General features: G+C 40.8%; 23 protein-coding genes. 15 read left to right on the top strand and 8 right to left on the bottom strand.

Going from position 1 to position 26,832, the window contains the following annotated elements; translation table 11 throughout:
• Positions 1-131: 131 nt before the first annotated feature.
• From LPH68_RS05490 to LPH68_RS05480, 3 genes are all read left to right on the top strand, one after another.
• Complete coding sequence (locus LPH68_RS05490) at positions 132-2,288, top strand: translation factor GTPase family protein (protein ID WP_004299324.1); 2,157 nt, start codon at positions 132-134, stop codon at positions 2,286-2,288.
• Positions 2,289-2,619: 331 nt separating this feature from the next.
• Positions 2,620-4,176 (top strand): sensor histidine kinase KdpD, encoded by a 1,557-nt coding sequence (locus LPH68_RS05485; RefSeq protein WP_118161219.1) that lies wholly within the window; start codon positions 2,620-2,622, stop codon positions 4,174-4,176.
• Position 4,177: 1 nt separating this feature from the next.
• Positions 4,178-4,879 carry a response regulator transcription factor gene (locus LPH68_RS05480; protein WP_004299326.1) on the top strand — a complete coding sequence of 234 codons (702 nt, stop codon included), beginning with the start codon at positions 4,178-4,180 and terminating at the stop codon, positions 4,877-4,879.
• A 77-nt stretch (positions 4,880-4,956) separates the two neighbouring features.
• Here LPH68_RS05480 and LPH68_RS05475 read toward each other — a convergent pair whose 3' ends face one another.
• Positions 4,957-5,133, bottom strand: coding sequence for a hypothetical protein (locus LPH68_RS05475; RefSeq protein WP_004299327.1), 177 nt, complete (start codon positions 5,131-5,133; stop codon positions 4,957-4,959).
• 140 nt (positions 5,134-5,273) lie between these two features.
• Positions 5,274-5,720 carry a MarR family winged helix-turn-helix transcriptional regulator gene (locus tag LPH68_RS05470; RefSeq protein ID WP_004299328.1) on the bottom strand — a complete coding sequence of 149 codons (447 nt, stop codon included), beginning with the start codon at positions 5,718-5,720 and terminating at the stop codon, positions 5,274-5,276.
• 160 nt (positions 5,721-5,880) lie between these two features.
• Here LPH68_RS05470 and rpsF point away from each other — a divergent pair, with 160 nt between their 5' ends.
• The 8 genes from rpsF to LPH68_RS05430 all read left to right on the top strand — a co-directional run bounded on the left by rpsF (position 5,881) and on the right by LPH68_RS05430 (position 13,524).
• Positions 5,881-6,225, top strand: coding sequence for a 30S ribosomal protein S6 (gene rpsF / locus LPH68_RS05465; RefSeq protein ID WP_004299329.1), 345 nt, complete (start codon positions 5,881-5,883; stop codon positions 6,223-6,225).
• 2 nt (positions 6,226-6,227) lie between these two features.
• Positions 6,228-6,500, top strand: coding sequence for a 30S ribosomal protein S18 (gene rpsR, locus LPH68_RS05460; RefSeq protein ID WP_004307964.1), 273 nt, complete (start codon positions 6,228-6,230; stop codon positions 6,498-6,500).
• A gap of 14 nt (positions 6,501-6,514) precedes the next feature.
• Positions 6,515-6,958, top strand: a complete 444-nt coding sequence (rplI, locus tag LPH68_RS05455; RefSeq protein WP_004307965.1) for a 50S ribosomal protein L9 — start codon at positions 6,515-6,517, stop codon at positions 6,956-6,958.
• Between the two features lie 82 nt (positions 6,959-7,040).
• Complete coding sequence (locus tag LPH68_RS05450; RefSeq protein WP_151923025.1) at positions 7,041-8,705, top strand: DUF6377 domain-containing protein; 1,665 nt, start codon at positions 7,041-7,043, stop codon at positions 8,703-8,705.
• Positions 8,706-8,944: 239 nt separating this feature from the next.
• Entirely contained in the window at positions 8,945-10,057 is a 1,113-nt protein-coding gene (locus LPH68_RS05445; RefSeq protein ID WP_087320618.1) for a Gfo/Idh/MocA family protein, read from the top strand.
• Positions 10,058-10,069: 12 nt separating this feature from the next.
• Positions 10,070-11,557 carry a Gfo/Idh/MocA family oxidoreductase gene (locus LPH68_RS05440; RefSeq protein ID WP_008776248.1) on the top strand — a complete coding sequence of 496 codons (1,488 nt, stop codon included), beginning with the start codon at positions 10,070-10,072 and terminating at the stop codon, positions 11,555-11,557.
• Between the two features lie 44 nt (positions 11,558-11,601).
• A complete protein-coding gene (locus LPH68_RS05435; RefSeq protein ID WP_004316253.1) occupies positions 11,602-12,465 on the top strand; it encodes a DUF1080 domain-containing protein in 864 nt (287 codons plus the stop codon).
• 150 nt (positions 12,466-12,615) lie between these two features.
• Complete coding sequence (locus LPH68_RS05430; protein ID WP_008025008.1) at positions 12,616-13,524, top strand: sugar phosphate isomerase/epimerase; 909 nt, start codon at positions 12,616-12,618, stop codon at positions 13,522-13,524.
• A gap of 88 nt (positions 13,525-13,612) precedes the next feature.
• Here LPH68_RS05430 and LPH68_RS05425 read toward each other — a convergent pair whose 3' ends face one another.
• Positions 13,613-13,834, bottom strand: a complete 222-nt coding sequence (locus LPH68_RS05425) for a hypothetical protein (RefSeq protein ID WP_004306615.1) — start codon at positions 13,832-13,834, stop codon at positions 13,613-13,615.
• A gap of 159 nt (positions 13,835-13,993) precedes the next feature.
• The gene (locus tag LPH68_RS05420) at positions 13,994-15,667 is read right to left on the bottom strand and encodes a long-chain fatty acid--CoA ligase (RefSeq protein ID WP_004299337.1); all 1,674 of its coding nucleotides are present in this window, start codon (positions 15,665-15,667) and stop codon (positions 13,994-13,996) included.
• Between the two features lie 110 nt (positions 15,668-15,777).
• On the opposite strand from LPH68_RS05420, the gene mtaB reads away from it, so the two are divergent.
• The 4 genes from mtaB to LPH68_RS05400 are packed head-to-tail and all read left to right on the top strand — an operon-like array spanning position 15,778 to position 19,582.
• Positions 15,778-17,097, top strand: coding sequence for a tRNA (N(6)-L-threonylcarbamoyladenosine(37)-C(2))-methylthiotransferase MtaB (mtaB, locus tag LPH68_RS05415; protein ID WP_087320615.1), 1,320 nt, complete (start codon positions 15,778-15,780; stop codon positions 17,095-17,097).
• A gap of 2 nt (positions 17,098-17,099) precedes the next feature.
• Positions 17,100-18,023, top strand: a complete 924-nt coding sequence (locus tag LPH68_RS05410; protein ID WP_032849559.1) for a lysophospholipid acyltransferase family protein — start codon at positions 17,100-17,102, stop codon at positions 18,021-18,023.
• Between the two features lie 2 nt (positions 18,024-18,025).
• Positions 18,026-19,054 carry a glycosyltransferase family 2 protein gene (locus LPH68_RS05405; RefSeq protein ID WP_022199216.1) on the top strand — a complete coding sequence of 343 codons (1,029 nt, stop codon included), beginning with the start codon at positions 18,026-18,028 and terminating at the stop codon, positions 19,052-19,054.
• Positions 19,055-19,057: 3 nt separating this feature from the next.
• The gene (locus tag LPH68_RS05400) at positions 19,058-19,582 is read left to right on the top strand and encodes a methylglyoxal synthase (RefSeq protein ID WP_004299341.1); all 525 of its coding nucleotides are present in this window, start codon (positions 19,058-19,060) and stop codon (positions 19,580-19,582) included.
• Positions 19,583-19,714: 132 nt separating this feature from the next.
• Here LPH68_RS05400 and folB read toward each other — a convergent pair whose 3' ends face one another.
• The 4 genes from folB to LPH68_RS05380 form a co-directional block, all read right to left on the bottom strand.
• Positions 19,715-20,086, bottom strand: a complete 372-nt coding sequence (gene folB, locus LPH68_RS05395) for a dihydroneopterin aldolase (protein ID WP_087320610.1) — start codon at positions 20,084-20,086, stop codon at positions 19,715-19,717.
• Positions 20,073-21,122: an acyltransferase family protein gene (locus LPH68_RS05390; RefSeq protein ID WP_087320608.1), complete on the bottom strand. Its 1,050-nt coding sequence runs from the start codon at positions 21,120-21,122 to the stop codon at positions 20,073-20,075. Before LPH68_RS05390 ends, folB begins: the two co-directional genes overlap by 14 nt.
• A gap of 302 nt (positions 21,123-21,424) precedes the next feature.
• The gene (locus LPH68_RS05385) at positions 21,425-24,106 is read right to left on the bottom strand and encodes a 4-alpha-glucanotransferase (RefSeq protein WP_087320605.1); all 2,682 of its coding nucleotides are present in this window, start codon (positions 24,104-24,106) and stop codon (positions 21,425-21,427) included.
• Between the two features lie 131 nt (positions 24,107-24,237).
• Complete coding sequence (locus tag LPH68_RS05380) at positions 24,238-26,781, bottom strand: adenosylcobalamin-dependent ribonucleoside-diphosphate reductase (RefSeq protein ID WP_004299345.1); 2,544 nt, start codon at positions 26,779-26,781, stop codon at positions 24,238-24,240.
• Between the last annotated feature and the right edge of the window lie 51 nt (positions 26,782-26,832).

Genomic DNA, 26,832 nt, shown 5'->3' with positions numbered 1-26,832 from the left:
TGTGTTACATAACATTGTTTAGTAACACTGCCATAAGTGTTGCTTTTCCCCCAATTAATCCCTAATTTGCGCATCACAAAATTAATGGTATGTGAGAAACATACTGAGTAATTACTAAAATCTTATATATTATGAAAGTATATCAGACTAATGAAATCAAGAACATTGCCTTGTTGGGAAGTTCTGGCTCTGGGAAAACCACTCTCGTGGAAGCGATGCTTTTCGAGAGTGGTGTTATAAAACGTCGCGGATCTGTTGCCGCAAAAAACACAGTTAGCGATTATTTTCCTGTTGAACAAGAGTATGGTTACTCCGTTTTCTCCACCGTTCTCCATGTAGAATGGAATAACAAAAAACTTAATATTATTGACTGTCCGGGATCGGACGACTTCGTAGGCAGCACAGTGACTGCACTAAATGTGACCGACACAGCAATTATCCTTCTCAATGGCCAATACGGCGTCGAAGTCGGTACACAAAATCACTTCCGTTATACAGAAAAGCTGAATAAACCTGTTATTTTTCTAGTCAACCAGCTTGATAATGAAAAATGCGATTATGATAATATCCTCGAACAGCTGAAAGAGGCATACGGCTCTAAGGTTGTTCCCATTCAATATCCGATAGCTACCGGTCCGGGCTTTAATGCGCTGATCGACGTATTGTTGATGAAGAAATACTCATGGAAACCCGAAGGAGGGGCTCCGACAATCGAAGATATTCCGGCAGAAGAAATGGATAAGGCCATGGAAATGCACAAAGCGTTGGTAGAAGCTGCTGCCGAGAATGATGAAAATCTGATGGAGAAATTCTTCGAGCAAGATTCCCTGTCAGAAGACGAAATGCGTGAAGGCATCCGTAAGGGATTGATCGCCAGAGGTATGTTCCCTGTATTCTGTGTTTGCGGAGGTAAAGATATGGGCGTTCGCCGCTTGATGGAATTCTTGGGCAACGTTGTTCCTTTTGTATCTGAAATGCCGAAGGTACAGAATACGGAAGGTAAAGAAGTGGCTCCTGACTCCAATGGACCGGAATCTCTTTATTTCTTCAAGACAAGTGTGGAACCGCATATCGGTGAAGTTTCCTATTTTAAAGTAATGAGCGGCAAAGTTCATGAGGGAGACGATTTGCTGAATGCCGACCGTGGTTCGAAGGAACGTATCGCGCAAATCTATGTGGTAGCTGGTGGTAACCGTGTCAAGGTGGAAGAATTGCAGGCCGGTGATATCGGTGCTGCCGTGAAACTGAAAGACGTGAAAACCGGTAATACGCTGAACGGTAAGGATTGTGACTACAAATTCAATTTTATCAAATATCCGAACTCTAAATATACCCGTGCCATTAAGCCGGTGAATGAAGCGGATGTGGAAAAGATGATGAGTATCCTGAACCGTATGCGCGAAGAAGATCCTACCTGGGTGATCGAGCAATCAAAAGAACTGAAACAGACTTTGGTACACGGTCAGGGAGAATTCCATCTTCGTACCTTGAAATGGCGTTTGGAAAACAACGAAAAACTTCAGGTAAAATATGAAGAACCGAAGATTCCATATCGTGAAACGATTACAAAGGCTGCCCGTGCCGACTATCGTCATAAGAAACAGTCCGGTGGTGCCGGCCAGTTTGGTGAAGTTCACCTGATCGTAGAACCTTATAAAGAAGGTATGCCTGTGCCTGAAACATATAAGTTTAATGGACAGGAATTTAAGATTACCGTGAGAGGCACGGAAGAGATACCATTGGAATGGGGTGGTAAACTGGTGTTTGTTAACAGTATCGTCGGTGGTTCTATCGATGCCCGCTTCTTGCCTGCTATTATGAAAGGTATTATGTCTCGTATGGAGCAAGGACCGTTGACGGGTTCGTATGCTCGTGACGTGCGCGTTATTGTTTACGATGGTAAGATGCACCCGGTAGATTCGAATGAAATCTCCTTTATGCTTGCCGGACGTAATGCCTTTAGTGAAGCCTTCAAGAATGCCGGTCCGAAAATTCTGGAACCGATTTATGATGTAGAAGTGTTCGTTCCGTCTGATAGGATGGGAGATGTGATGGGAGATCTTCAGGGACGTCGTGCCATGATTATGGGTATGAGTAGCGAAAAAGGTTTTGAGAAACTGGTTGCTAAAGTACCTTTGAAAGAAATGTCGTCTTATTCTACGGCGCTTAGCTCTCTCACGGGTGGACGTGCTTCGTTCATTATGAAATTCTCTAGTTATGAGCTTGTTCCGACGGATGTTCAAGATAAGTTAATGAAGGACTTTGAAGCTAAACAAACTGAAGAATAAGTATAAATGATAGGTGATAATTGATTGAATATTCACTATAATATTCGGTATTTATCATCTGTTAGGCATAAAGAATCAACTAAAACGTTAAAACCGCCGCCTTTTTTAAGTAAAAGGGGGCGGTTTTTGTTTAACTATGATTAATAAAGATGGAAAAACACAAGGAGAAGATTTAATTTTTTATTAAATTTGCAAACCAAAGGAGGGGTTTTATTGTTGTAGTAATCAGAATACAACCTAAATAGCTCCTTACGGTTAATTTCCGGGAAGTTCCGGTTAAATCAAGTTAATGCATTAGGAGTGTTAATTAGGGAGTGTTAATTTTGTTGCTATGAAGAAGTCAACAATTTGGATATTAGGTATTGTAATGGGGCTTTCCTTCCTTAGCTTGCTGTATTTGCAGGTAAGTTATATAGAGGAAATGATGAAAACCCGTAAGGAACAGTTTGATTCGGCTGTACGCAATAGCCTGGATCAGGTTTCCAAGGATGTGGAATATGCAGAGACCAGACGTTGGTTGATCGAAGATATTTCAGAAGCAGAAAGAAAAGCGCTGATTGCGAATAATGCTTCCATACAACAAGACAACTTGATTCAGCAAACGCAGCGGTTTACAGTGAAGTCTAAGGATGGAAAAGTATATTCGGATTTTGAGCTGAAAGTGATGACCACTAAGCCCTCCGAGCTTCCGAAGGCTATGATTTCTCCTTACAGGGGGACAAAGACCATTCCGGAAACTTCGCGTTCATTAGTGGAAGCCATCAAGAATCGGTATATGTATCAACGGGCATTACTCGATGAAGTGGCCTGGCAGATGATTTACCGGGGAAGTGACAAGTCGATTGGAGACAGAGTACGGTTTAAAGAACTGGATGACTATCTGAAATCGAGCTTATATAATAATAGTATAGATTTGCCTTATCACTTTACAGTGATCGACAAAGACGGAAGGGAAGTCTACCGTTGTGCGGATTATGAGGCAAAGGGAAGTGAAGACGCTTATCAGCAGGCATTGTTCAAGAATGACCCGCCTGCAAAAATGAGTATCTTGAAAGTGCACTTTCCGGGGAAGAAAGATTATATCTTTGACTCCATCAGTTTCATGATTCCGTCGCTGATATTTACACTGGTATTGTTAGTGACATTCATCTTTACGATTTATATCGTATTCCGGCAAAAGAAACTGACGGAAATGAAGAATGACTTTATCAATAATATGACGCACGAATTTAAAACACCGATATCTACCATTTCATTAGCAGCCCAGATGTTGAAAGATCCGGCGGTGGGAAAATCTCCACAGATGTTCCAGCATATATCGGGAGTGATTAATGATGAAACCAAGCGCTTGCGCTTCCAGGTGGAAAAGGTGCTCCAGATGTCGATGTTCGAACGTCAGAAGGCCACTTTGAAGATGAAGGAGATTGATGCGAATGAATTAATAGCAGGAGTTATCAATACCTTTGCGCTGAAAGTGGAACGGTATAATGGTAAGATAACATCGAACCTTGAGGCCACTGATCCTGTTATATTTGCAGACGAGATGCATATCACGAATGTAATCTTTAATCTGATGGATAACGCGGTGAAATATAAGAAACCGGAAGAGGATCTGGAACTGAAAGTGAGAACGTGGAATGAGTCGGGTAAACTGATGATTTCGATACAGGATAATGGTATCGGTATCAAAAAAGAGAACCTGAAAAAGATATTTGAAAAGTTCTATCGTGTACATACGGGTAATCTGCACGATGTGAAGGGCTTTGGACTGGGATTGGCTTATGTGAGAAAAATTATATTGGATCATAAGGGAACCATCCGGGCGGAAAGCGACCTGAACGTGGGAACTAAATTTATTATTGCATTACCTTTATTAAAAAATAATTGATATGGACGAGAAACTGCGTATTTTATTGTGCGAGGATGACGAAAATCTTGGCATGCTTTTAAGAGAATATCTACAGGCAAAAGGTTATTCTGCTGAGTTATATCCTGATGGAGAAGCCGGTTATAAGGCTTTCTTGAAGAATAAATATGACTTGTGCGTGTTTGACGTGATGATGCCTAAAAAAGACGGCTTCACACTGGCACAGGATGTCCGTGCAGCAAATGCTGAAATTCCTATTATCTTCCTGACGGCCAAAACGCTGAAAGAAGATATCCTGGAAGGCTTTAAAATCGGTGCGGATGATTATATCACCAAACCGTTTAGTATGGAAGAATTGACATTCAGAATTGAAGCAATCTTGAGACGTGTTCGTGGAAAGAAGAACAAAGAAAGCAATATCTATAAGATTGGTAAGTTTACTTTCGACACACAGAAACAAATTCTGTCGTCAGAAGGCAAACAAACTAAGCTGACTACCAAAGAGTCTGAACTGCTCGGATTGCTTTGCGCACATGCCAATGAGATTTTGCAACGTGACTTCGCTCTGAAAACAATCTGGATTGACGATAACTATTTCAATGCCCGTAGTATGGACGTGTATATCACGAAATTGCGTAAGCATCTGAAAGAAGACGATTCAATCGAAATTATCAATATTCACGGAAAAGGCTATAAGCTGATTACTCCGGAAGTTGAATCTTAATGATTGCGTTTGAGATAACTCTAAATAAAAAATCCCGGGAACATTCGTTTCCGGGATTTTTTATTGATTTTGCGAAATTAATCAGCGATCTTCTTATTAATAACAATATAAGAAATGAGTCCCAGTACTACAAGTACTACTGAAGTACCCAGGATGGCGTTGTTGTTTACATTTCCTGTAAAGGAACAAGCCAGCAGGATGACTACTCCGACCAAGATTAATATCAATCCTAAGTTCTTTAATAAACCTTTCATGTGTGTGTATTTTAATAGATTATAATATTCCAGTCACAAATTAAAGCATAATTCTTTAACGGGCGAAATTATTTGGATAAAAATTCCATTATAAATGCACGATTTAGTGGATTTTATGATTTGGAGAGAAGTTCTTCTATCTAATCTTTTGTATTGTAGAACACCTTTTTCAGTACCTCCTGTCCAATGCTCAATTCGTCGAGAGTGATACCGTGAAGAGCCTCTTTCAGAGTCTGTCCGGCAATGACACGCGCTTTTTCCTCCAGTTCTTTTCCGTCTTTGGTCAGATGGATCAAGTTGGTGCGGCGGTCTTTTTTATCGGAAATGCGCACAACAAGATGTTGCCGTTCCATATTATCTATCAAACGGGTCATGCTGGGCTTGTCTTTAAAAGTTGCATTACACAACTCTTGTTGCGTCACGCCGTCTTTTTCCCACAGGAAAATGAGTACCGTCCATTGTTCAGGACTGATTTCCAATCCGTTCTGACGGAAGTTACGGTACAGTTTCCGGTTGATTGCCGCAGAAACTTTGCCATTTAATATGGCAAATATAAGTCGAATGTCGAAATTAAATTGCTCTATCATGAAATTATTGTTTAAACAACTTTGCAAAGGTAAGTCTCTTCCCGGATAAATCCTATCTTCGGATACAAAAAAAGATTAAATATTTGTAGTTCAAAATAAAATGTCTAACTTTGCACCCGCATTTAAAATCAAATAATTTATTTATTTAATTAAACGAAGTATGAATCAATACGAAACCGTTTTCATTTTAACTCCCGTTTTATCTGATGTTCAGATGAAGGAAGCGGTAGAAAAATTCAAAGGCGTTCTTCAAGCTGAAGGTGCTGAGATTATTAATGAAGAAAACTGGGGACTGAAGAAATTGGCTTACCCAATTCAGAAAAAGTCTACAGGTTTTTATCAACTGATTGAGTTCAATGCAGATCCTACTGTAATTGACAAGCTGGAAATTAATTTCCGTCGTGATGAACGCGTAATCCGTTTCTTGACTTTCAAGATGGATAAGTATGCTGCTGAATACGCAGCAAAAAGAAGAAGTGTTAAATCAAACAAAAAGGAGGATTAATCATGGCACAACAAGTTCAATCAGAAATCAGATATTTAACTCCGCCGTCAGTAGACGTTAAGAAGAAAAAGTACTGCCGTTTCAAAAAGAGTGGTATTAAGTATATCGACTACAAAGATCCTGAATTCTTGAAGAAATTCTTGAATGAACAAGGAAAAATCCTTCCGCGTCGTATTACAGGTACTTCTTTGAAGTTCCAACGTCGTATCGCGCAGGCTGTGAAGAGAGCTCGTCACTTGGCATTGCTGCCTTATGTAACTGACATGATGAAATAAGAAGGAGGAAAAGTATGGAAATTATATTGAAAGAAGACGTAGTAAACTTGGGTTATAAGAACGATATCGTAAACGTGAAATCCGGATACGGTCGTAATTATCTGATCCCGACTGGAAAAGCTATCATCGCTTCTCCTTCTGCAAAGAAAATGTTGGCTGAAGAACTGAAACAGCGCGCTCACAAACTTGAGAAAATCAAGAAAGATGCTGAAGCTATGGCTGCTAAGTTGGAAGGCGTTTCTTTGACTATCGCAACTAAAGTTAGCTCAACCGGTACTATCTTCGGTTCTGTTGGTAACATCCAGATTGCTGAAGCATTGTCTAAACTGGGTCATGAAGTTGACAGAAAGATCATCGTTGTAAAAGACGCTGTGAAAGAAGTTGGTAGCTACAAGGCTATCGTTAAGCTTCACAAGGAGGTTTCGGTAGAAATTCCTTTCGAGGTAGTTGCTGAATAAGAGCAAATTTACTTCATATATGAAAAGCGATTTGTTCTGAACGAATAAATCGCTTTTTTTTGTTATCTTTGCTATTACTATTATGAAATTCAACTATTGTTTTCTAAAGAAGAGGTTTTTGCTTCTGCTGATTGCTTTGGGAATTGGCAGTGTTCTTTATGCAAATAATGAGTTGAAACTATTGACTGATTCTTTGCGTAGAGTGATAGATGAAAAACACGTCTTTGTTAAAGAGAAAGAGGATCGGATAAACCGGATAAAATGTATGTTGAGAAGTCCCGGTTTGACTCTTGAAGGAGAATATAGAATCAATCTACGGTTATATAATGAATATAAAAAGTTTCATATTGATTCAGCCATCCATTATGTTGATCGCAATATTGAGATTTCCCGCCAGTTGAATAGACCTTATTTCACCAACCAGTCGTCTTTACATCTTAGCCTTTTATATTCGATGTGTGGCAGGTTCCGCGAAGCGGAGATTATTTTGAAAAGTATAAAGACTTCAGAACTTCCCAGAGATTTATTAATAAACTATTATCAAACTTATTCCAGCTTTTGGGGACACTATTCGATTTCTGTCGCCAATAATCTGTATGGCAAGCAGCAGGCTGCTTACCAGGATTCGTTGTTTGCCCTCATTGACCACACTTCTTGGGATTATCGAATGTCCCAGGCTTCTTATTATATTTGGCGTGATACGCTGAAATCGAAAGAAATTTATAAAGAACTGCTGGAGATTGAGGAAGTGGGGACGCCCAATTATGCTATGATAACTCATTCATATTCTAGGTTATGTCACCATCAGAAAAAGTATGATGAAGAAAAAAAATATTTGATGTTGTCGGCAATAGCCGATACCCGGAATGCTACGCGGGAAAATGCATCCCTGCAATCTCTTGCATTGATAGCTTATGATGAACAGAATTTAGCTGATGCCTTTAAATTTACACAGTCTGCTATCGATGACGTTATATCTTCCGGTATTCATTTCCGTGCCATCGAAATTTATAAATTTAATTCTATTATTAATACAGCTTATCAGGCGGAGCAGGCCAGATCACGGTCGCATCTGACTACTTTTCTTATTTCTACAAGTATTATCCTTTTTCTTTTAGTCCTGTTGGTGCTTTTCATCTATATTCAGATGAAAAAGACGTTGAAAATAAAACAGGCATTGGCACAGAGTAATGAGGAACTTTTGCGATTGAACAACAAACTGAATAGCATGAACAGCCAGCTGAATGATACAAATAATCAGTTGTGCGAAATTAATAGTATAAAAGAGTATTACATAGCCGAATTCTTTGATGTCTGTTTTAGTTATATCCATAAAATGGAGAAATATCAGAATATGCTGTATAAAATAGCTATTAATAAATACTATGATGAACTGATTAAGAAGCTAAAATCATCTGCGCTTATTGATGAAGAGCTTGGCGCTTTATACACTCGTTTTGATAAGGTCTTTTTGGGTCTGTATCCCACTTTTGTATCTGATTTTAACGCTCTGTTGAAAGATGAAGAGAAAATTATTTTAAAACCGGACGCTTTATTGAATAGGGAACTTCGTATTTATGCTTTATTACGCTTGGGTATTACGGATAGTGGAAAGATAGCGAACTTTCTCCGTTGCTCTACAAGTACGGTTTATAATTATCGTACGAAAATGAGAAATAAGGCAGCCGTCGACAGGGATGAATTTGAGAATGAAATTATGAAAATTAGTTCAACACAAGAGACATAATTATTATTTTAACATTATAATACTTTCCAAATCATCTACATTTTTTTGATGTGTCAAGTTAGCTAAGTTGTTGATTAATAGTAAAAAATGCTATTTTTATATCTACATAAAGTAGTGTAAGTCAAATAAGCCGTTATTTATTTAGCTAGATTTGCAATATCAGTTTTTAGCTCATCAGTTTGGTAGTTAGAAGTTGATGTTTTATCTATTATTTGTACTTAAATTCACTATGTTTAATTATGAACACGCAATCTTCAGTAAACACGAGAATTAAAGTTGGAATTATCGGTTTTGGTAGGATGGGAAGATTCTACTGGGAAGCGATGACTAAAAGTGATCGGTGGAATATTGCTTATATTTGTGATACTAATCCGGCATCACGTCAGTTAGCCAAGAAGCTTTCTCCTAACTCTATTATATTAGAAGATAATCAAAAGATTTTTGAGGATGAAAGTGTGCAGGTAGTCGGGCTTTTCACTTTGGCTGACTCGCGGATGGAACAAATAGAAAAAGCTATTCGTTACGGTAAACACATTATTTCAGAAAAACCAGTTGCAGATACAATGGAAAATGAGTGGAAAGTTGTAGAAATGACAGAAAACACAAATCTCATTTCTACGGTAAACTTGTATCTGCGAAATTCCTGGTATCATAATTTAATGAAGGAATATATCCAGCAAGGGGAAATCGGAGAGTTGGCTATTATTCGTATTTGTCACATGACTCCCGGCTTGGCACCAGGTGAAGGTCATGAGTATGAGGGACCTGCTTTCCATGATTGCGGAATGCATTATGTAGATATTACCCGTTGGTATGCAGGATGTGATTATAGAACATGGAATGCCCAGGGAGTGAATATGTGGAACTATAAAGATCCTTGGTGGGTGCAATGTCACGGAACTTTTCAAAATGGGGTCGTTTTTGATATTACCCAAGGATTTGTTTATGGGCAATTATCTAAAGACCAGACACATAATTCGTATGTAGATATTATAGGTACAAAAGGGGTTGTGCGTATGACGCATGACTTCAATACTGCTGTTGTCGACCTACACGGTGTCAATCAGACCATCCGTGTAGAGAAACCTTTTGGCGGCAAGAATATAGACGTGTTGTGTGACCTGTTTGCTGATTCGGTAGAAACCGGAAAACGCAGTTCACGATTACCGCTAATGCGCGATTCGGCTATTGCATCCGAATATGCATGGACATTCTTGAAAGATACCCGCAAACACGATTTGCCCGCTATTGGTAATTTGCGCACTTTGGAGCAAATACGCGAACGAAGAAAAAACATGAAAAATGGATATGGATTGTTGCACGGCAACCTTCCAAAGATTATTAACCCTTAAACAAATAAAATCATGTCAAACATTTCGAGGAGAAAATTTCTCAAAACGGGAGCCGCTGCTTTAGCAGGTATAACCATTGCTCCTAGTACAATTTTAGGTATGAGTCACGGGCATGTGTCGCCTACTGACAAATTAAATCTTGCAGCTGTGGGTATTGGTGGCATGGGACATGCCAACATTAATCACGTAAAGGGCACTGAAAATATTGTAGCTCTTTGTGATGTGGATTGGAAGTACGCAAAAGGCGTGTTCGACGAATTCCCCAAGGCTAAAAAATACTGGGACTATCGTAAGATGTATGATGAAATGGGTAAATCTATCGACGGTGTGATTATCGCAACTGCCGACCATACTCATGCTATTATCACTGCTGACGCAATGACAATGGGAAAACATGTATATTGTCAGAAACCATTGACCCACTCTGTTTATGAATCTCGTTTGTTGACAAAACTGGCTGCATCAACGGGCGTGGTCACCCAAATGGGTAATCAAGGGGCATCGGATGAAGGTACGGATTTAGTATGTGAATGGATTTGGAATGGTGAAATCGGTGACGTAACGAAAGTAGAATGTGCAACAGACCGTCCTATTTGGCCTCAAGGATTGAATGTTCCTGAAAAGGTTGATAAAATTCCTAGCACATTGAATTGGGATTTGTTTACAGGTCCTGCTAAAATGAATCCTTACAATGCTATTTATCATCCTTGGAACTGGCGTGGATGGTGGGATTACGGAACAGGTGCATTGGGTGATATGGCTTGTCATATTTTGCATCAGCCGTTTAAAGCATTGAAATTGCAGTATCCTACCAAAGTGGAAGGTTCATCGACATTATTGTTGAATGCTTGTGCTCCACAGGCACAACACGTGAAAATGATTTTCCCTGCTCGTGAAAATATGCCGAAAGTAGCTATGCCTGAAGTGGAAATACATTGGTATGATGGCGGTATGATGCCAGAACGTCCGAAAGGATTCCCAGAAGGAAAACAACTGATGCAGAGCGGTGGTGGTTTGACTATTTTCCACGGAACAAAAGATACATTGATTTGCGGATGTTATGGACAGAATCCTTGGTTGCTTTCAGGTCGTAAACCAAATGCACCGAAGGTTTGCCGTCGTGTTCCTAAAGCAATGAATGGTGGTCACGAAATGGATTGGGTACGTGCATGTAAAGAAGATAAATCTAATCGTATCATGACTAAATCTGACTTCTCAGAAGCCGGACCTATGAATGAAATGGTAGCAATGGGTGTATTGGCTATTCGTTTGCAAGCTCTGAATAAGACTCTCGAGTGGGATGGAGCTAACATGTGTTTTACAAATATCGGTGATAACGAAACCATTCGTACTGTTATCAAAGACGGATTCAAGATTCATAATGGTCATCCTACATTTGATAAGACATGGACAGATCCGATCAATGCAAAACAGTTTGCGGCTGAATTAGTGAAACATAATTATCGTGAAGGCTGGAGACTGCCTGATATGCCAAGATAAAAGTAGATTAAAAATTAAAGATTAAAAATTAAATAGTTGATATCATGAAAAAAGTATTTTATCCATTAGCTTGTTGTTGTCTTGCTGCAGGCGTTTTCGCTTCTTGCGGTGGTCAGAAGAAAGCAAATGCTCCGGAAGAGCAAAAAGTTGCGTTGACTTACTCTAAATCATTGAAAGCGGCAGAAACAGATAGCTTGAATTTGCCTGTTGATGAAAATGGTTATATCACAATCTTTGATGGCGAAACATTTAACGGATGGCGTGGTTATGGAAAAGACCGTGTTCCTTCTAAATGGACAATTGAAGACGGTTGTATCAAATTCAACGGTTCTGGTGGCGGTGAAGCTCAAGACGGTGATGGTGGTGACCTGATTTTTGCTCACAAGTTTAAAAACTTCGAACTGGAGATGGAGTGGAAGGTTTCTAAAGGTGGTAACTCCGGTATTTTCTATTTAGCTCAGGAAGTTACATCGAAAGATAAAGACGGTAATGATGTGCTTGAACCTATTTATATTTCCGCACCTGAATATCAGGTATTGGACAATGCCAATCATCCGGATGCAAAATTGGGTAAGGACAACAATCGTCAGTCAGCTTCTTTGTATGACATGATTCCGGCAGTTCCTCAAAACTCTAAACCGTTTGGCGAATGGAACAAGGCTAAGATTATGGTTTATAAAGGTACAGTTGTTCACGGACAAAACGATGAAAACGTACTTGAATATCATTTGTGGACAAAACAATGGACTGATATGTTGCAAGCAAGTAAGTTCAGTGAAGAAAAATGGCCTTTGGCATTTGAATTGCTGAATAATTGCGGTGGCGAAAATCACGAAGGTTTCATTGGTTTGCAAGATCACGGTGACGATGTTTGGTTCCGCAACATCCGCGTGAAAGTTTTGGACTAATCGAATAGCAATAAAGAAAGGCACGGGTTACGTGTATTTCACGTTTTTTTTGAATGGCGATTGCCATGGAGTAACCGTGAAGTCTGTGTAATCCGTGCCTGTTTTTTTCTATGTAAACCTGAATAATTGTAACCCACTAATATCTATTATATGAAAACTAGAATTTATATCTGTGCATTGGCTGCTCTTTTCATGATTCCACTGGCAGTAACGGCACAAACCAAGAAAAAAGCTAAAAAAGAAGTAGCAATTCAGCTCTATTCTGTCAGAGATATATTAAACAAGGTAGACAACAAAAATGGTAAGTGTGACCCCACTTATACTGCTCTTCTGAAGAAATTGGCAAACATGGGATATACCGGTGTTGAAGCAGCCAATTATAACAACGGTAAATTTTATGACCGTACTCCCCAACAATTTAAGAAAGATGTCGAATCGGCAGGATTAAAAGTCTTGTCTTCACATTGTACAAGACAATTGTCTAAAGAAGAATTGGCTTCCGGCGACTATTCAAAGTCACTTGAATGGTGGGATCAATGTATTGCCGATCACAAAGCTGCCGGTATGAAATATATTGTAGCTCCGTGGATGGATGTACCTAAGACACTCAAGGATTTAGAAACATATTGTGCATATTATAATGAAATAGGCAAGCGTTGCAAACAACAAGGTTTGTCGTTCGGATATCACAATCACGCTCATGAATTTCAGAAGGTAGAAGATAAAGTGATGTATGATTATATGTTAGAACATACGAATCCTGAATATGTTTTCTTCCAGATGGACCTTTATTGGGTAGTTCGCGGACAAAACAGTCCTGTTGATTATTTTAATAAATATCCCGGTCGCTTCCAGATATTCCATGTGAAAGATCACAGAGAGATTGGACAAAGTGGAATGGTCGGTTTTGATGCTATCTTTAAGAATGCAAAAACTGCAGGCGTTAATTATCTCGTTGCTGAAATCGAAAAGTATAGTGTTCCGGTAGAGGAAAGTGTAGAAGAAAGTCTGGATTATTTATTGAACGCTCCCTTTGTGAAAAGTTCATACGCTAAATAACGTGTGGCTTGCTAAAATAAAGGCATAAAAAAAAGTCTGTGCATGCTTTCGCATGGCAGACTTTCAATTCTCTCTAGCTGTTTCTGAATTATTCAGCTACAGTTTCAGTTGCAGTGCTATCAGCATTCAAAGAATCTGCTGCTGCGGCTGCTGCTTGTTCAGCTTCAAGAGCTGCTGCTTCTACTGCTGCGATTGAGTCAGCGATACGGATAGAATCTGCAGTTGCTTTTGCTGCGTCAGCTGCTTTGTTACCACATGATGCGAATGATACTGCTACGATAGCTACGGCCATCAAAACTAATTTTTTCATTTTCTTTGCTTTTTAAAAACGTAATACAATCAATTGCTTTATTAAAACGATGCAAAGGTATGTACTTTTTCAATATGTTGTTCTCGAAACGCCAACTTTTTTTATATTTTTTTTTGTAACTGGCCACTTTTCTCCCCTTTTTATATGTTTTAGAACATGCTAATCGACAGCAATACTGTTATATAAGTATCTTTTTATGCTTCTTTTGGGCGTTTTTTCAAATTCAGTAGGGTAGAGTTGGATCTTGCTGATTTTCTCATAAGCGGCTACGTTGCTGTTCAGGTTCTTAAGATTTTCATCCATGATTGTTTTCAGGTTATCCGGATTATTTAATCCGAGAGAATCCAACGCTTCGTAATCGGCATAAACAAGTGCCACTAATTTTTTATTGCGTTCGATAACAAGACTTTCGAGAATGAAAGGCAGGTTATTCAGTTTGGTTTCCAACTCTTCGGGGAAGATATTCTGTCCGCTAGAACTTAAGATCATAGTTTTGAGTCGTCCCCGGATGAAAATATTTCCGTTGCTGTCCATGGAACCGAGGTCACCGGTACGTAGCCAGCCGTCCTGCGTGAATACTTCCTGTGTTGCTTCCTGGTTCTTGTAGTAGCCCACCATCACATTTTCTCCCCGAACCTGGATTTCTCCGGTTTCTGCTTCCGGGGTTTCCTTATAGATACGTGCTTCCATTATATCTAGAATCTTTCCGGAAGAACCTAGTACAAATTCATCCCAGGGGGCGTAGCTGATAAGCGGACCGCATTCTGTCATTCCATAACCGATGGTAAAAGGGAATTTGATTTTGTAGAAGAATTCTTCTACTTCCTTATCCATAGCGGCGCCACCGATAATGATCTCTTTAAACCGTCCTCCCAGTGCATCAATCAGTCTTTTACGTATCTGGTTGTAGATTTGGGTGTCGAGCAGAGGGATATTGAGTGCCCACTTCATACCTTTTTTATTAATGAGTGGCTGGATAATATTCTTATATATCTTTTCAATCACTAGCGGGACAGTAATAATAAGGTTAGGTTTCACTTCCTCAAAAGCTTTCATTATAATTTTAGGAGAAGGCGTTTTTCCAAGCAAAGTGACATGGGTGCCGACAGCCGTTGCTGTCAGAAAGTCGAATGCGCAACCGTATGCGTGGGCGAGGGGAAGGAAAGAAAGCACTTTATCCCCTTTTTTAAGGAGTTCGGTACGAATACCGAAAGTGACATTGCCGGCAAGATTGTTTCCTGTCAGCATCACACCCTTACTGAAACCGGTGGTTCCGGAAGTGTAATTTAACAGCATCACTTTGTCATTGGATAAAGTGGTGTACTGAACATCTTCACGGGTAAATCCTTTCGGATACAAAGCATGCATCTCTTTATCGGTATTTTTCAGAAACTTCTGTATGGTTTCCCCGTCACGTTGATAAAGACACCGGAAATCAGTCAATGAGAATACTCCCCGTAGTCCCGTTAATTTTTCCTCTTCCAAATTCTCCCAAATGCTGTCGCTGGTGAACAGGAATACAGATTCGGAATGATTGACGATATGATGAACGTCATTAGGCGTAAAATCTTGAAGGATAGGGACAATGATCGCTCCGTATGTGATCGTTGCCATATAGGCGATGCACCAATGAGCGTTATTTTTGCCGATAACTGAAATCTTATCTCCTCTGCGAAGGCTACAATGTTTGAATAACAGATGTAAACGGGCGATTTTTTCAGCTACCTCACCGTATGTGTATTGGGTATCTTCTCCATAATCAGTATAACAAGGCAGATCCCAATTCTCACGAAAACTATTTTCGTATAGTTTAATGAAATTCTCTTTAATCATTGCACGTTTTTTAGTGAATTGTGCAAAAATAGGAATAAACTTTCGTATCCTAAAGTGTTTTACTGATAATAATGTGTAACTTTGCAAAGTTAATGTGTTTATAACAGCTTATGATAGATACCACTGTATTTCAAAATAAGACAGCCGTTTATTATACTTTAGGCTGCAAATTAAATTTTTCAGAGACTTCAACTATCGGTAAAATCCTGCGTGAGGCAGGAGTCCGGACTGCGCGCAAAGGAGAGAAAGCAGATATCTGTGTGGTAAATACCTGTTCGGTGACAGAGATGGCGGATAAGAAATGCCGGCAAGCCATCCACCGCTTGGTAAAGCAGCATCCCGGTGCTTTTGTGGTAGTGACCGGATGTTATGCGCAATTGAAGCCTGGCGACGTGGCAAAGATAGATGGAGTAGATGTAGTGCTGGGAGCGGAACAGAAGGGAGAGTTACTTCAATATCTGGGCGACCTCCAAAAGCATGAAAAAGGAGAGGCTATCACTACTACAACCAAAGATATCCGTTCGTTTTCTCCCTCGTGTTCACGGGGAGACCGTACTCGTTTCTTCTTGAAGGTGCAGGATGGATGCGATTACTTCTGTTCATATTGCACGATTCCTTTTGCCCGCGGGCGAAGTCGTAACGGGACTATTGCTTCCATGGTTGAGCAGGCCGGGCAGGCAGCTGCTGAAGGCGGAAAAGAAATCGTTCTGACCGGAGTGAATATCGGAGATTTTGGTAAAACAACAGGAGAGAGTTTCTTTGATCTGGTAAAAGCATTGGATCAGGTAGAGGGAATCGAACGTTATCGTATTTCTTCCATAGAACCCAATCTGTTGACTGATGAGATTATCGAGTTTGTGTCTCATTCCCGTAGTTTTATGCCTCATTTTCATATCCCTTTGCAATCCGGTTGCGATGAAGTTTTGCAGTTAATGCGCCGTCGTTACGACACTGCTCTTTTTGCTTCGAAAGTGAAGAAGATAAAAGAGGTGATGCCGGATGCTTTTATCGGAGTGGACGTGATTGTGGGAACTCGTGGAGAAACACCCGAATACTTTGAACAGGCTTATCAGTTTATTGATGGTCTGGATGTGACGCAGTTGCATGTGTTTAGCTATTCCGAACGTCCTGGAACGCAAGCCTTAAAAATAGAATATGTGGTTTCTCCGGAAGAGAAGCATCAGCGTAGTCAGCGTCTGTTGGCACTATCGGATCAAAAGACACAGGCTTTTTATGCACGTCATATCGGGCAGACAATGCCGGTATTGATGGAAAAATCGAAAGCTGGTGCTCCGATGCATGGATTTACGGAGAATTATATTCGTGTAGAGGTGGAAAGTGATGACTCGCTGGATAATCAGGTAATTAATGTACGTCTGGGAGAGTTTAATGAGGAGATGACAGCACTTAAAGGTACAATTTTGATATAAGTATGAGATCAAAACTTATCTATTGGTTGGTATACAGTGGAATGTGGCTGTTTTCAGCTCTTCCGTTCCGGGTTTTATATATGCTTTCGGATTTTAATTATCTGCTGATGTATCGTGTTGGAAAATATCGTCGGAAAGTAGTTCGGGGAAATCTATTGAGATCATTTCCGGAAAAAACTGATGCGGAGAGATTACAGATAGAACGCAAGTTTTATCGCTATTTGTCGGATTATATGCTTGAAGATTTGAAATTGTTGCATATGTCTGCCGAAGAACTTTGTGAGAGAATGACTTATAAGAATACGGAACAATATCTTGAACTGACAGAAAAGTATGGAGGTATTATAGTAATGATTCCTCATTATGCCAATTATGAGTGGTTGATAGGCATGGGAGCAATCATGAAACCGGGGGATGTTCCCGTACAGGTTTATAAACCGTTGAGGGATAAATATTTGGATGAGTTGTTTAAACGTATTCGTTCTCGTTTCGGGGGGTATAATATTCCGAAACATTCTACAGCCCGTGAAATTATTAAGCTCAAACATGATGGAAAAAAGATGGTAGTCGGTTTGATTACTGATCAATGGCCCAGTGGATATGATAAATATTGGACTACCTTTTTAGGACAGGAAACTGCTTTTCTGAATGGTGCGGAGCGAATTGCCAAAATGATGAATTTCCCTGTTTTCTATTGTGAGCTTAGTAAGAAGCGCAGAGGATACTGTGAAGCGGAGTTCAAGTTAATGACGGAAACACCGAAAGAAACAAGAGAAGGAGAAATCACGGAAATGTTTGCTCATAGATTAGAACAGACGATTCGTAAAGAACCGGCATATTGGTTGTGGTCTCATAAACGTTGGAAAATGACTCGTGAAGAAGCTGACCGATTAGAAGAGAAAGAATTGAACAAGAAGAAGGAATAACAATGAAAGTTTCAGTTGTAATTTTAAATTGGAACGGATGTGATATGCTCCGTACTTTTCTTCCGTCCGTCGTCCGGTATTCGGAAGGGGAGGGGATCGAGGTCTGTGTGGCTGACAATGGTTCTACGGACGCTTCCGTTACTTTGCTTCAACAGGAATTTCCTTCTGTCAGAACGATTGTTCTCGATCAGAATTATGGCTTTGCGGATGGATATAATTTAGCATTGCAGCAGGTCGACGCAGAATATGTAGTTCTTTTGAATTCGGATGTCGAGGTGACGGAGCATTGGTTGGAACCAATGATTGCTTATCTTGATAAGCATCCGGAGGTAGCTGCTTGTCAGCCGAAGATACGAAGCCAGCGGCAAAAAGAATATTTTGAATATGCCGGAGCAGCCGGTGGCTTTATTGATAAATACGGTTATCCTTTTTGTAGGGGGCGTATTATGGGAGTTGTGGAGAAAGACGAAGGTCAGTATGATACGGTAATTCCTGTTTTCTGGGCCACGGGGGCAGCGTTGTTTATCCGGCGCACTGATTATGTGAATGTCGGAGGATTGGATGGACGTTTCTTTGCTCACATGGAAGAAATAGATTTGTGCTGGCGACTCCGTTCGCGGAATCGTGAGATTGTCTGTGTACCTCAAAGCATTGTCTATCATGTGGGGGGAGCTACTCTTAAAAAAGAGAATCCTCATAAGACTTTTCTTAATTTCCGTAATAATCTTGTCATGCTCTATAAGAATCTTCCACAGGAGGAGTTAAATAAAGTGATGCGTATCCGGACCTGTCTCGATTATCTGGCGGCGTTCAATTTCTTGTTGCAAGGGCACTGGGATAATGCTAGTGCTGTGATGCGTGCGCGGAAAGAGTATAAACGATTATGTCCGTCGTTTTCTTTATCCCGTGAAGAGAATATGAGAAAAAAAACTTTGAATCCGATACCTGAACGGACAAAAAGTAGTATCTTGTGGCAGTTTTATGCGAGGGGATGCAAACGATTCTCTCAATTGTCGGATTTAAAAGGATAGCAAATGAAATCAAAGGTTAGAAGAGGCATCGGGCTGGTAGCGCATGATGCAATGAAAAAAGACCTCATCGAATGGGTACTGTGGAACTCGGAACTGTTGATGGGTAATAAATTCTACTGTACAGGTACTACGGGTACTTTGATATTGGAAGCATTGAAGGAGAAACATCCTGATGAAGAGTGGGATTTTACGATTTTAAAATCAGGTCCGTTAGGTGGTGACCAACAGATGGGATCACGTATTGTGGATGGGCAGATTGATTATCTCTTCTTCTTCACGGACCCTATGACATTGCAACCGCATGATACGGATGTAAAAGCATTAACCCGTTTGGCCGGTGTAGAAAATATTGTTTTTTGTTGTAACCGTTCTACGGCGGACCATATAATTTCCAGTCCGTTATTTATGGATCCTGATTACGAACGCATTCATCCGGACTATTCCAGCTATACAAAACGTTTCCAGGATAAACCTGTGGTGACGGAAGCTGTCGAATCGGTAAATAGAAGAAAAAAGAAGAGAAAATAAGCCGGTAGTTTACGGCTGTGAAAATAGAAGCAGATCTTGCTTAAAAAAGGAATGCAGATGATACGGATTACTTTATTAATATCGTATTATCTGCATTTCGTCATTTATGTTTCATTTCTAGCTGTGATTATCTTATTTCTTGCTGCAGTGTAGCTCAATTCCTGCGGACTCTATATCTGCTCCCATCGGTGGGTTTCGTTTGGAAAGCCGGAGTTCGATTTCTTCAATACAGGGGAATTGGTCAAAGAGTTTTTGTATAATCCGTCCGCTAACGTGTTCCAGCAATTTCGAGGGAACAGCCATTTCATTTTTTATCACTTGATGTACTTCGGCATAGTTGACGGTGTCGGTAACTTCATCTGTCTGGGCAGCTTTGCTGATATCTACTTTCAGTTTCAGGTCAATGAGATATTCATTCCCAATCAGATTTTCTTGCGGTGCGACTCCATGATAGGCGTAACAACGAATTTCTTTCAAAAGGATATAGCTACTATTTATCTTCATATACTGTCTTTTTAGTGTGATCTTGTTTGACTTTTAACAGGTCTTTCTGTGCAACCATTTGTGGAATCACTTTAAGAAAGACGGGTGTGAGCAGAAGGCAGATGCTTAATGTTATAAGCAGAAGTGCGCTTGCTTGTGCCCAACTATTGTGAATATAACGGCTGACTAATGGACCTAAAAAATGAAGTATCGGTCCATGAATACTCAAGGTGATGATTGAATATCGTCCCAAGTAAGAAACAACCTTTATCTTTTTCACTTTTTTGCAAAGTAACATAATCATAAATATTCCTGCAAACGCAGCGATATATACTTGAAAAATATTTCCCGTATAATTGTTGGTACGCATACCCAATGTGGTAGCGGTAAAGTACATTACCACCAGTGCCAATACAATAAAAACCGGTATCAGTTTGTCGAAACGATGGCTGGGATATAGAAAGAAATTATACCGTCGGATCCAGAAACCGGCCACATAGAAGGGGAGGGCAGTCATAGAAACATCTATATACAGGGGTAACTCTATCTGTAATTTTCCGAGATAAAATCCTGCGCAACCAATCAGGATTGTCACAGCGAACATGACAGGCAGATGCTTTTCGCGCAGAAAGTGAATTAGATAAAATAGGATGTTGCAATTGAATAATGCGAGTAGAAACCAGATCGGTGGATTGAACTTGATAAGGTCGTGTCCATGAAATACAACCAAGAGTTCATTCCACGACACAGGCAGTTGAAACACCCCCGGAGCAATCTTCCAAACAATGTATTTCATTAGAAATGCACTTAGATAGAAGAAAAGAAAAGGAATAATCAATTTGTTTATTTTTCGTAGGATGAATCCGAGCAGGCCTTCGTATGATTTGAAAAACACTCCCGAGATAAAGAAGTAAAGCGGCATGCGGAAACAGGATAACATCGAATTCGTATCCAGTTGTTCGAAGGCCCCTCCAACGTGTGCCATTACCACAAGGATAATGCAGACTCCTTTGGTTAAGTCCACAAAATCAATACGTCTGCTCTGGTTGCCTTCCATTATCTCTTTTAATTTCTCTTTTTCGGCGCAAAGATACTTTATAAATCGGAATAAAAAGAGGAACATTGAAAAAATAAACGAATGATGCGAAAAGCGAAAAAGTATGATATATAGTAATGATATTATTGCGAAAAAAACGGTTGACTATGTTTTGAAACTCCTTATTTTACCTCTGTTATCAATATATCCTTGAAAAACGAATGACGCGGATCACATAGATTTTTAGCGTTCTTAATCTAGTGTTATCCGCGTCGGTAGTGTCCGGAAAATATCCTTTTTGAAAGTTACTTGTATCTTTTATTCTATTTATTCGGATCTCTTCCTGTGTATTTAATCAATTCGCTAATCTTATCATTAAGTGTTTTTGCTTTCATCAACTGTTCCAGAGTGAGATGCATCCGGTATCTCCAGTAGTTTCGTGGATTGGATGGAACATTAATTCGCTCTTCCGTCACATTCGGATTTCTCCATTTCCCGTCTATCGATAACCAATCCTGGAAAGACAAGATACAGAGAATGGAATTACTGTTGAGATGGTTGCGTACGATTTCCTCGCACAACTCCGGGGTGGCAGTTGTCGGTGCAACTCCGTAATGTCCTAACGTTGCATTATAGTAACGTTGGGTCTGTTGATAATCTTCTTCCCACCAGCCACGCAACGTAGACATATCGTGAGTGGAGATTGTGCAGACAGACCGGTACGGATACTCATTTAAATGCCCGAATTCATGCATTGGATTCTTAGGCATTCGCTGAATTTCCAGACTAAGAATCCGGAGATCATTCATCACCGACGACACACAAGCAGGAATCATCCCCAAATCTTCTCCACAAACCAACATGCGGGTTGACTGTGTCAGTTGAGGTAACTTCTTCATTGCTTGTTGATACCAGAACTCGTTGTGCCGATGATAATAATACTGGTCGTATAGTTTGTTAAACGCATTTTTATCTTCTTCGTTCAGCGACCGGAATACGAAATCTCGTTGCACACCGATGCGCGGGTGGTATTTACCTTCTTCTTTCTTATCCGCAACAAATAAGACGTTACTGATTAATGAATAAAGCCCTTCCCGAATCCATACACTATCTTCATCATTTCTACCGGCAAAGAATTGTTCTACCTCCCGTTGTGTTTCGAATCCCGGTTTCATCCGATAAAGTCCGGAGTCATCAACCAATTGAAGAAAGTCCTGTTTGACTAAATGGGTATGCGGTCCGAACAACTGTCCGAGGAAAGATTCATGGATGAATGGTAGCAGATATTCATCCCGGAACGTTAGACCATAACTTTCGATTTCTTCCCGGCTCATCGGTAAAGAAGGATCAAACTGACCTAACAATCCGTGTACAGCGTGCATTGGTATTTCCCAAATACGGAAGAAACCGAGGATATGATCGATCCGGTAAGCATCGAAGTATTCCGCCATTTTCTGAAAACGCTTCATCCACCAGCGGTATCCGTCTTTTTCCATGACATCCCAGTTGTATGTGGGGAATCCCCAGTTTTGCCCGTTGATCGAGAAATCATCGGGCGGAGCACCCGCTTGTCCGTCGAGATTGAAGTAATGGGGTTCTGTCCAGGCTTCCACGCTGTTGCGGCTGATGCCAATCGGAATATCCCCCTTTAATACGACACCGTGTTGGCGGGCATATTCGGTTGCAGACAACAACTGCAGGTGCAAATGATACTGGATATAATAATACAACGAGATGTGCGGATAATCTGCCGTTCCCGGTTGGCACATTTTTTCTATATCTTCCGCTTGGTAAACAGAGTGTCGCGGCCATTGGCGGAAATTGGGCGTTTTGTAGGCATCGCGCAGATAACTAAAGACTGCATAAGGTTGCAGCCATTCCTTGTTCGTTTCAAAGAAATCTTTGAAACCTTTGGAAGTCAATACCTTTTCTCCTTCCTGTCGGAACAGTAAGTTAAAAAACTCCCATTTAGTTTGGTTGACCGCTTCGTAGTCAATAGCAGGGAGGCTGTTCAGTTCCTTTTGTTTCTTGCTGAATTTCGATGCCGCTTCTTTATCTTTCAGAGTTCCCATTTGCCTGATATCCGCATACATCGGATGGAAAGCATAAATAGAAATGCTGTTATAAGGATAAGAGTCCGTCCATGCATGAGTCATGGTGGTGTCGTTGACCGGTAAAATCTGAATAACTTTCTGGCGAGTATTTACTGCCCAGTCGACCATACGTTTCAAATCGCCGAAATCACCTACTCCGAAACTTTTCTCTGATTTTAAAGAAAATACGGGTATAGCGATTCCTGCCCCTTTCCATGCGGGAATGTCGAAATAAACATATCGGTCGGAAATCACGAGCGTTTCGTTGGTCTTCAGTTCCGGGTCTGCCAGATAGCGGTTAGGGTTTTTCTCCCAGCAGTCTGCTTTCTTTTCCTGTTTGTTGTAGAGGATGAATTTATATTCCAGCGGATATTTTAGTTTGCTGGCGTCCAGCTCTACCTGCCATTCCGGGAAATTGGTATCACTCATCAACACCGCTTTCTCCGGGTCCCAGTGACCTAATGATTTCTGGTTGCCACAAATTGCCAGGCAATAATCTTTGTTGATACGTGGGGCGTAGGCCTTGATAACCAGTCCCTTCTTATAACTTTGCGGGATATTCTCTTTTTCAGGATGTGCTAGTAAGGCTTCTGTAAAAGCAGAACTATAAAGATACAGTTGTTCCGGGATATTTTTCCAGCAATCATTGATTCTGTATATCTTCCTGGAACTGCCTGATAAGAAAATAGATCTCGAAAAACTGTCCCATTCCTTGCGGATAACTATTCCGTTTTGCTCTATCTGATAGCTATAATTGATGGTCATCCCTTCTTGAGGGACTTCAAGCTCAAGTTCTGCCGTCCAATAGATACCATCGGTGGTGTGTAAAGGAATTGATTCCGGAAATAAGCCGGAAATCCTTACTTCTTCTCCCCAATTGGTGCGGTATTCAATATTAAATGATAGAATCATATATATTAGATTTTGATTGTATATGTAAGACACTGCAAGTATAAGACATTTTTTTGAATAAAAAATAAAAGGAGCCGCACCGGACTCCTTTTAATCTTTTGTTTATATATTAATTAACATACGTAGGACTATTATCCACATCTGGAAGCGCCGCAAGTAGTACAAATCAGACAGCCTTCCTGATAAACCAATGTCTCGTTGCCACAGTTCGGGCACTTCTTACCTTTGGCTTCCGTTCCATCCTGAATATACTTCTTCAATGCACGTTCTACACCGTTTTTCCAAGTGTTGATACTTTCACTGTTCAATTGCAGAGAGCCAACCAGTTTGATAACCTGTTCAATCGGCATCCGGTAGCGAAGCACGCCGGAAATCAATTTTGCATAGTTCCAGTATTCCTTGTTGAACTTCTCTGACAATCCTTCAATGGTCGTCTTATATCCGCGTTTGTTCTCGAATTGGAAGTCGTAACGTTTGGTACCGTCTTCATCCACATTTTTGATGATACGTCCGCAAGTTACGCTCTTAGGCAGCAAGATACCTTCGTCGTCATCTTGCAAACCAGTGAATATTTCATAAGGGTGTCCGTCCAATAATCCGACAAAAGCTACCCATTTTTCCTTGTTGTTCTGGAAACGGACAACGTCTGCTTCCAATATTCTCGGACGTACCTCTACAACCGTAGGCGGTTTGCAAGGAGGAAGTCCTTCTTTTTTGTCTTTATCCGATTTCGTAGAGATCAGCACTCCGGAGCGTGAACCGTCACGATATACGGTACAACCTTTGCAGCCGGATTTCCATGCCTCTACATACAGGCGGTTTACTAAATCTTCGTCCACATCGTTCGGCAGATTGATGGTTACGCTGATAGAGTGGTCTACCCATTTCTGGATTCTTCCCTGCATCTTCACCTTCATCAACCAGTCGACATCGTTAGAAGTCGCTTTGTAATAAGGAGATTTGGCAACCAGTTCGTCAATCTCTTCCTGGGTGTAACGTCTGGCCGGATCGTATCCGTTAGCTTCCATCCAAGTAACAAATTTATGATGGAATACGATGTATTCTTCGAATGCGTCCCCTGTTTCGTCTACAAAGTCTACATGCACATTCGTATCGTTCGGGTTTACCTTTCTTCTACGTTTGTAAACAGGCAGGAATACAGGCTCGATACCCGAGGTGGTCTGCGTCATCAAACTGGTCGTTCCGGTTGGAGCAATCGTCAGGCAGGCAATGTTGCGGCGACCGTATTTCTTCATGTCCTCATACAGTTTCGGGTCGGCTGCTGCCAAGCGTTGGATGAACGGATTGTTCTGTTCACGTTCGCTATTGTATATTTCGAAGGCACCGCGTTCTTTGGCCATTTCCACTGAAGAACGATAGGCACCGAGAGCTACTGTCTTGTGTACTTTTTCAGAGAATTCCGTTGCTTCTTCCGTTCCGTAGCGCAATCCTAATGCAGCAAGCATATCACCTTCTGCAGTGATCCCTACGCCGGTACGGCGACCTTGTCCGCTCTTCTTGTAGATTTTCTCCCAAAGTGCACGTTCCGCATGTTTCACTTCTTCGTTTTCCGGATCTTCGTCAATCTTGGTCATGATACGTTCGATCTTCTCTAGTTCGAGGTCGATAATATCGTCCATGATCCGTTGAGCGAGAGCCACGTGTTTTTGGAACAGGTCGAAATCAAAATAAGCATCCGGTTTGAACGGATTTACCACATAAGAATATAGATTGATAGCCAGTAAGCGGCAAGAATCGTAAGGACATAGAGGAATTTCTCCGCATGGGTTGGTAGATACCGTTCTGTAACCCAGGTCTGCATAGCAATCAGGCACAGATTCACGGATAATCGTATCCCAGAACAAAACACCCGGTTCTGCCGATTTCCATGCATTGTGAACGATTTTCTTCCACAAGGTAGAAGCGTCGATTTCCTTGGTGAATGTAGGTTGGGCAGAGTCGATAGGATATTGCTGTACATACGGCTTTTCGTCTACGGCAGCCTGCATGAAAGCGTCGTCCAACTTGACAGAAACGTTTGCTCCGGTCACTTTACCTTCGGTCATCTTGGCATCAATGAATGCTTCCGAATCCGGATGCTTGATAGACACGCTCAACATCAATGCACCGCGACGTCCGTCTTGAGCTACTTCACGAGTGGAATTCGAATATCGTTCCATGAACGGAACAAGACCGGTAGAAGTCAACGCCGAGTTTTTAACGGGAGAACCTTTCGGACGGATGTGTGATAAGTCATGACCTACACCACCGCGTCTTTTCATTAGTTGTACCTGTTCTTCGTCGATTTTGATAATAGCGCCATAAGAGTCGGCTGCACCGTCCACTCCGATAACGAAGCAGTTGGATAGTGAAGCAACCTGGTAGTCGTTACCGATTCCTGTCATCGGGCTACCTTGGGGGACGATGTACTTGAAGTGATCCAGTAAATCATACAGTTCTTTTGCTGTCAACGCATTCGGATACTTCGATTCTACGCGTGCCACTTCATTTGCAATTCTCCAATGCATGTCTTCCGGGGATTTTTCATAGATATTACCGAAAGAATCCTTTACTGCGTATTTGTTTACCCAAACCCTTGCAGCAAGCTCGTCGCCTTGAAAATATCGTAAAGATTCTTCATAGGCTTCGTCGTAAGAATAAATCTGTTTTTCCACGATTCAATTTGTGTTAAATCTCGTTTTTAATAAGTAATATGTAGAAGTTTA

Source organism: Bacteroides sp. 1_1_30, assembly GCF_020982715.1.
Taxonomy (GTDB): domain Bacteria; phylum Bacteroidota; class Bacteroidia; order Bacteroidales; family Bacteroidaceae; genus Bacteroides; species Bacteroides xylanisolvens.
This window is presented reverse-complemented; position numbering and strand designations above follow the sequence as displayed.

Bases quoted from the DNA above. Each gene is read 5' to 3' on its own strand.
- LPH68_RS05490 (WP_004299324.1), top strand. From the start codon at position 132: ATGAAAGTATATCAGACTAATGAAATCAAGAACATTGCCTTGTTGGGA.
- LPH68_RS05485 (WP_118161219.1), top strand. From the start codon at position 2,620: ATGAAGAAGTCAACAATTTGGATATTAGGTATTGTAATGGGGCTTTCC.
- LPH68_RS05480 (WP_004299326.1), top strand. From the start codon at position 4,178: ATGGACGAGAAACTGCGTATTTTATTGTGCGAGGATGACGAAAATCTT.
- LPH68_RS05475 (WP_004299327.1), bottom strand. From the start codon at position 5,133: ATGAAAGGTTTATTAAAGAACTTAGGATTGATATTAATCTTGGTCGGA.
- LPH68_RS05470 (WP_004299328.1), bottom strand. From the start codon at position 5,720: ATGATAGAGCAATTTAATTTCGACATTCGACTTATATTTGCCATATTA.
- rpsF (WP_004299329.1), top strand. From the start codon at position 5,881: ATGAATCAATACGAAACCGTTTTCATTTTAACTCCCGTTTTATCTGAT.
- rpsR (WP_004307964.1), top strand. From the start codon at position 6,228: ATGGCACAACAAGTTCAATCAGAAATCAGATATTTAACTCCGCCGTCA.
- rplI (WP_004307965.1), top strand. From the start codon at position 6,515: ATGGAAATTATATTGAAAGAAGACGTAGTAAACTTGGGTTATAAGAAC.
- LPH68_RS05450 (WP_151923025.1), top strand. From the start codon at position 7,041: ATGAAATTCAACTATTGTTTTCTAAAGAAGAGGTTTTTGCTTCTGCTG.
- LPH68_RS05445 (WP_087320618.1), top strand. From the start codon at position 8,945: ATGAACACGCAATCTTCAGTAAACACGAGAATTAAAGTTGGAATTATC.
- LPH68_RS05440 (WP_008776248.1), top strand. From the start codon at position 10,070: ATGTCAAACATTTCGAGGAGAAAATTTCTCAAAACGGGAGCCGCTGCT.
- LPH68_RS05435 (WP_004316253.1), top strand. From the start codon at position 11,602: ATGAAAAAAGTATTTTATCCATTAGCTTGTTGTTGTCTTGCTGCAGGC.
- LPH68_RS05430 (WP_008025008.1), top strand. From the start codon at position 12,616: ATGAAAACTAGAATTTATATCTGTGCATTGGCTGCTCTTTTCATGATT.
- LPH68_RS05425 (WP_004306615.1), bottom strand. From the start codon at position 13,834: ATGAAAAAATTAGTTTTGATGGCCGTAGCTATCGTAGCAGTATCATTC.
- LPH68_RS05420 (WP_004299337.1), bottom strand. From the start codon at position 15,667: ATGATTAAAGAGAATTTCATTAAACTATACGAAAATAGTTTTCGTGAG.
- mtaB (WP_087320615.1), top strand. From the start codon at position 15,778: ATGATAGATACCACTGTATTTCAAAATAAGACAGCCGTTTATTATACT.
- LPH68_RS05410 (WP_032849559.1), top strand. From the start codon at position 17,100: ATGAGATCAAAACTTATCTATTGGTTGGTATACAGTGGAATGTGGCTG.
- LPH68_RS05405 (WP_022199216.1), top strand. From the start codon at position 18,026: ATGAAAGTTTCAGTTGTAATTTTAAATTGGAACGGATGTGATATGCTC.
- LPH68_RS05400 (WP_004299341.1), top strand. From the start codon at position 19,058: ATGAAATCAAAGGTTAGAAGAGGCATCGGGCTGGTAGCGCATGATGCA.
- folB (WP_087320610.1), bottom strand. From the start codon at position 20,086: ATGAAGATAAATAGTAGCTATATCCTTTTGAAAGAAATTCGTTGTTAC.
- LPH68_RS05390 (WP_087320608.1), bottom strand. From the start codon at position 21,122: ATGGAAGGCAACCAGAGCAGACGTATTGATTTTGTGGACTTAACCAAA.
- LPH68_RS05385 (WP_087320605.1), bottom strand. From the start codon at position 24,106: ATGATTCTATCATTTAATATTGAATACCGCACCAATTGGGGAGAAGAA.